This window comes from Actinomadura sp. NPDC049753, assembly GCF_040674655.1.
Lineage (GTDB): Bacteria > Actinomycetota > Actinomycetes > Streptosporangiales > Streptosporangiaceae > Spirillospora > Spirillospora verrucosospora.
In genome coordinates this window covers 1-4,904 of sequence record NZ_JBFARL010000333.1, presented here as the reverse complement: position 1 = coordinate 4,904, position 4,904 = coordinate 1, and the positions used below count along the sequence as shown (strand labels likewise).

Genomic DNA, 4,904 nt, shown 5'->3' with positions numbered 1-4,904 from the left:
TGGCGCGCTGGAAGGAGATGGCGCCCGCCGTGGGCGGCGGGCCCGTCCACTTCGCCTGGACCACCGGTGACGAGACCGGCGAGGAGGTCATGACGCCCGGGCGCGGCGAGGTCTGGGAGGCCTACATCAGGGCCAAGGGCGAGGCCGAGGACGACCTGCGGCGCCGCGGCGCCCTGGACTGGCTGATCCTGCGGCCGGGCCGCCTCACCGACGACCCGCCCACCGGGCTGGTCGCGCTGGCCGAACCGCCGATCGGGCACGGCGCGGTCACCCGCGACGACGTGGCGGCGGTCATCGCGGCGCTGCTGGACGCCGGCGACGTCCGCCGCCTCACGCTGGACCTGCTCAACGGCTCCACCCCGATCGGGGACGCCGTCGCGGCCCTGCGCCCCGCGTCCGGCGGCGGGCCGGGCGCCTGACCGCGCGGGACGCCCCGGCTCAGCCGGTGTAGAGGGCGTCAATCTCGTCGGCGAAGTCCTTCATCACCACGTTGCGCTTCACCTTCAGGCTCGGCGTCATGTGGCCGGCCTCCTCGGTGAAGTCGACGCCGAGGACGACGTGCTTCTTGATCGCCTCAGCGTGGCTGACCGACTTGTTGGCGTCGGCGACCGCGGCCTCGATCTCGGCGACGAGGTCGGGGTCGCGGCGGAGTTCGTCCACCGTCATCGCCTCGGGCTTGCCGTGCCGGGCCTTCCACGGGCCGAGCGCCTCCTCGTCCAGGGTGACGAGCGCGCTGATGAACTTGCGGCCGTCGCCGACGACGAGGCACTGGCTGATCAGCGGGTGCGCGCGGAGCCGGTCCTCCAGCGGCGCCGGCGCCACGTTCTTGCCCGCGGCGGTGACGAGGATCTCCTTCTTCCGGCCGGTGATCCGCAGGAAGCCCTCCTCGTCGAGGGAGCCGAGGTCGCCGGTGTGGAACCAGCCGTCCTCCAGGGCCTCCTTGGTGGCGGCCTCGTTGTTCCAGTAGCCGCGCATGACGTTGACGCCGCGCACGAGGACCTCGCCGTCCTCGGCGATGCGCACGTCGACGCCGGGGATCGGCGGGCCCACCGTGCCGATCCTGAGGGCGGAGGGCCGGTTGACGGCGGCGGGCGCGGTCGTCTCGGTGAGGCCGTAGCCCTCCAGGATCGTGATCCCGACGCCGCGGAAGAAGTGCCCGAGCCGCTCGCCGAGCGCGGCGCCGCCGGACACCGCGTACTGCACCCTTCCGCCGACCGCGGCGCGCAGCTTGCGGTACACGAGCACGTCGAAGACCTTGTGCCGGGCCTTCAGCCCGAGCGAGGGGCCCCCGTCGTCCAGCGCCCGGCTGTAGGCCACCGCGGTGTCGGCCGCCGTCTTGAAGATCTTGGCCTTGCCGTCGGCCGCGGCCTTCTGCTCGGCGCCGTTGTAGACCTTCTCGAACACGCGGGGGACGGCCAGCAGGAACGTCGGCCGGAACGAGGCCAGGTCCGGCAGCAGGTTCGGGACGTCGCTGTGCCCGAGCACGATGCCGCCCTCGATGGTGGCGACCTCGATCAGCCGGGCGAACACGTGGGCCAGCGGCAGGAACAGCAGCGTGGAGCTGCCCTCGACGGCGACCTCGGCGATCGCCCCCTGCACGGCGTTGCGGGCGGTCGACACCAGGTTCCCGTGGGTGATCTCGCAGCCCTTGGGGCGCCCGGTGGTGCCGGAGGTGTAGACGAGCGTGGCGACGTCCGCGGCGGAGCGGGAGCGGCGGCGCTCCTCGACGACGTCGTCGCCGACGTCCGCGCCGAGCCGGGCGACCTCCGCGACCCCGCCCGCGTCGATGCCCCACACGTGCGCCAGCGCGGGGAGCCGCTCCCGGAGCTCCGCGACGGTCGCCACGTGCTCCTCGGTCTCGGCGAACACGGCCTTGGCCCCGGAGTCGCCGACGATCCACTCGATCTGCTCGGCGGAGGACGTCTCGTAGATCGGGACGGAGATCGCGCCCGCCGCCCAGATCGCGTAGTCCAGGACCGTCCACTCGTAGCGGGTCCGCGACAGCAGGCACACGCGGTCGCCGGACTCGACGCCGGCGGCGGCCAGGCCCTTGGCGATCCCCGCCGTCTCGGCGGCGAACTCCGCCGCGGTGACGGCGCTCCACGCGTCGCCGCTCTTGCGCCGCAGCACGATCCGGCCCGGCTCCTCGACGGCCCGGGTGAAGGGCGCGTCGGTCAGAGTGGCGGAGTCGGGGACCTCCACCATCGCGGGGACGCTGAACTCGCGCACGGCCCACTCCTGTCGTCGGTCTTCGAGGACGGCGGGGAGCCCCGCGGCGCGCCGGGCCGTCCGGCCGGCGGCGCGTGAACTCCTCCGTTGCCGCATGATACCCACGAGTAGCAACACCGCCGCGAACGGTGGCTGTTAACGGCACGGCAAAGACCGTCCGGCGGCCCCCGGCGCGCGCCGCCGGGTCGCCTACCCTTGACCCGGTCGCACAACGCAAACGGGTTCGGGGGTCGCCATGTCGCTGCTCGAAGTGATCGCGCTGACCGTGGACGACGCGAGCGCGGCGCAGGAGGGCGGCGCCGACCGCGTCGAGGTCGTCGCCGACATGGCCGCGGACGGCCTCACCCCCGATCCCGATCTCGTCGCGGCGATCCGGGCGGCCACGTCCGTGCCGATGCGGGTGATGCTGCGCGCCAACGCGGGGTTCCGCACCACCGGGGCCGAGCTGGACCGGCTGCGGCGTGCCGCGGCGGGCCTCGCCGAGGCGGGCGCCGACGGGTTCGTGCTCGGCTTCCTCGACTCCTCGGGGCACGTCGACGCGGGCGCCACCGGCAAGCTCGCCGCCGACACCGACCCGCTGCCCTGGACCTTCCACCGGGCGCTGGACCACGCCGCCGACCCCGCCCAGGCGTGGGGGGTCGTCCGCGCGTTCGGCGGCCGCCTGGACACGGTGCTGACGGCGGGCTCGTCCCGCGGCGTGGACGCGGGGGTCGACGTCCTCGTGCGGCGCGCGGTCGAGGACCCCGACACGGCCAAGATGATCATGGCCGGGGGCGGGCTGCGCCGCAAGCACGTCGCCGTCCTCGCCGCGGCGGGCGTCACCGCCTTCCACGTGGGCACGGCCGTGCGTCCCGACGGCGACTGGGACGCGCGGGTCGACCCCGTGCTCGTGCGCGAGTGGCGCACCCTCGTGTCGGCCGCCGCCGGCTGACGGCCCTTCGCCGACCGAGCCTTTGCGAACGGCGCAGGTCGCGCCGGACGTCGTGACCCGCCCGTTCACTCCGGCGGTCAGCACTATTACATTCGGTTCATGAGGATCCATGTGGTGAGCGACGTCCACGGCCGCGCGGACGCGCTGGCGGGCGCGGCGGACGGCGCGGACGCGCTCATCTGCCTGGGGGATCTGATCCTGTTCATCGACTACCACGACCACGGGCAGGGGATCTTCGCCGACCTGTTCGGCCAGGACAACGCCGACCGCTTCATCGGGCTGCGCACCGAGAAGCGCTTCGACGAGGCCCGCGAGTTCTCCCGGGGCCTGTGGGCCTCGCTGGACGGGGACGCTTGGCCGCACATCGAGCGGGCCGTGAACCGCCAGTACGCCGAGCTGTTCGCGGCCATGCCCGTCCCGGCGTACCTGACCTACGGCAACGTCGACGTCCCCCGGCTGTGGGACGCGCACCTGCGCGAAGGCCACCATGTCCTGGACGGGCAGACCACCGAGATCGGCGGGCTGCGGTTCGGGTTCGTCGGCGGCGGTCTGCGCACCGAGTACCGCACCCCCAACGAGCTGGACGAGGAGGCCTACGCGGCCAAGGTCGAGGCGGTCGGCGAGGTGGACGTGCTGTGCTGCCACATCCCGCCCGCCGTCCCCGAGCTGCTGTACGACACCGTGGCGCGCAGGTTCGAGCGCGGGAGCGAGGCGGTCCTCGAGGCCGTCCGCCGCACGCAGCCGAAGTACGTGCTGTTCGGGCACGTCCATCAGCCGCTCGCGAGCCGGATCCGCATCGGCCGCACCGAATGCGTGAACGTCGGTCACTTCCGTGCGCGCGGTGTGCCCTACGTCCTGACGGTGTGAACCATACTTCTCTAGGGACAGCGGGCCCGCAGGGGTTCGGGGCGAGCCGGAGGGAGACGCAGATGGCGGACCGCACGAGTTCCTCCATCACGGTCAAGGCCGGGAAGGCCGAGATCATGGCGGTGATCGCCGATCTGGAGGCGTACCCGGGGTGGGCGAGCGGCATCCGCGAGTTCACCGTGCAGGAGACGGGCGTGGACGGCCGGGCCGCCCGCGCCCGGCTCACGTTCGACGGCGGCCCGTTCAGCGACACCGTCGGGCTCGCCTACACCTGGGAGGGCGACGACCGGGTGACGTGGGAGCTGGTGGAGCCGGGCACGGTCGTCACCGGGCTGCACGGCACCTACGCCCTCGCGGAGGAGGGCGGCGCCACCGAGGTGACCTACGAGCTGGCCGTGGACGTCCGCATCCCCATGATCGGCATGGTGAAGCGCAAGGGCGAGAAGCGGATCATCGACTCCGCCCTCAAGGGCCTCAAGCGCCACGTGGAGGGCTGATCCCGCCGCGGGCGGTGGCCTGAACACGGCGCGGAGGCGATACCGTTCACGCCGACGACGGATGGAAGATGGAGACATGAGCGACCAGCCGGGCGACGTCCTGGACGAGGCGGCAAAGCTCGTCGACGCGCTGATCAGGCGGGTGGGCGGTGGCCGGGACGGGCGCGCGGGCCGGGACGAGCCTGCCGGGGACGAGCCTGCCGGGGACGTGTGGGACCGTGCCATCGCCGACGAGCCGGCCGGCGCGCCGGGCGGGCACGCCCGCGGGCCGCACATCGCCACCGGCGCCCCCGAGTGCCGCGACTGCCCGGTCTGCCGGGCCATCGCGGTCAAGCGGGAGTCCGGCGCCGACGTGGCACGGCACCTGCGCGAGGCCGGGC

General features: G+C 73.7%; 5 protein-coding genes and 1 pseudogene. 5 read left to right on the top strand and 1 reads right to left on the bottom strand.

Annotated elements, in window-relative coordinates:
- Positions 1-419: NAD(P)-binding oxidoreductase (locus AB0K37_RS40150; RefSeq protein WP_363990940.1), on the top strand; the 419-nt coding region annotated here is incomplete at its 5' end.
- Positions 420-438: 19 nt separating this feature from the next.
- On the opposite strand, the gene AB0K37_RS40145 is transcribed toward AB0K37_RS40150, so the two are convergent.
- Positions 439-2,229: a long-chain fatty acid--CoA ligase gene (locus tag AB0K37_RS40145; protein ID WP_363990937.1), complete on the bottom strand. Its 1,791-nt coding sequence runs from the start codon at positions 2,227-2,229 to the stop codon at positions 439-441.
- A gap of 235 nt (positions 2,230-2,464) precedes the next feature.
- Between AB0K37_RS40145 and AB0K37_RS40140 the strand changes: the two genes are divergently transcribed.
- The 4 genes and pseudogenes from AB0K37_RS40140 to AB0K37_RS40125 form a co-directional block, all read left to right on the top strand.
- Positions 2,465-3,160 carry a copper homeostasis protein CutC gene (locus tag AB0K37_RS40140; protein ID WP_363990934.1) on the top strand — a complete coding sequence of 232 codons (696 nt, stop codon included), beginning with the start codon at positions 2,465-2,467 and terminating at the stop codon, positions 3,158-3,160.
- Positions 3,161-3,259: 99 nt separating this feature from the next.
- The gene (locus AB0K37_RS40135) at positions 3,260-4,027 is read left to right on the top strand and encodes a metallophosphoesterase (protein ID WP_363990931.1); all 768 of its coding nucleotides are present in this window, start codon (positions 3,260-3,262) and stop codon (positions 4,025-4,027) included.
- A 62-nt stretch (positions 4,028-4,089) separates the two neighbouring features.
- Positions 4,090-4,524: an SRPBCC family protein gene (locus tag AB0K37_RS40130; protein WP_363990928.1), complete on the top strand. Its 435-nt coding sequence runs from the start codon at positions 4,090-4,092 to the stop codon at positions 4,522-4,524.
- 76 nt (positions 4,525-4,600) lie between these two features.
- Positions 4,601-4,904, top strand: a pseudogene (locus AB0K37_RS40125) (hypothetical protein); the annotation flags it as partial.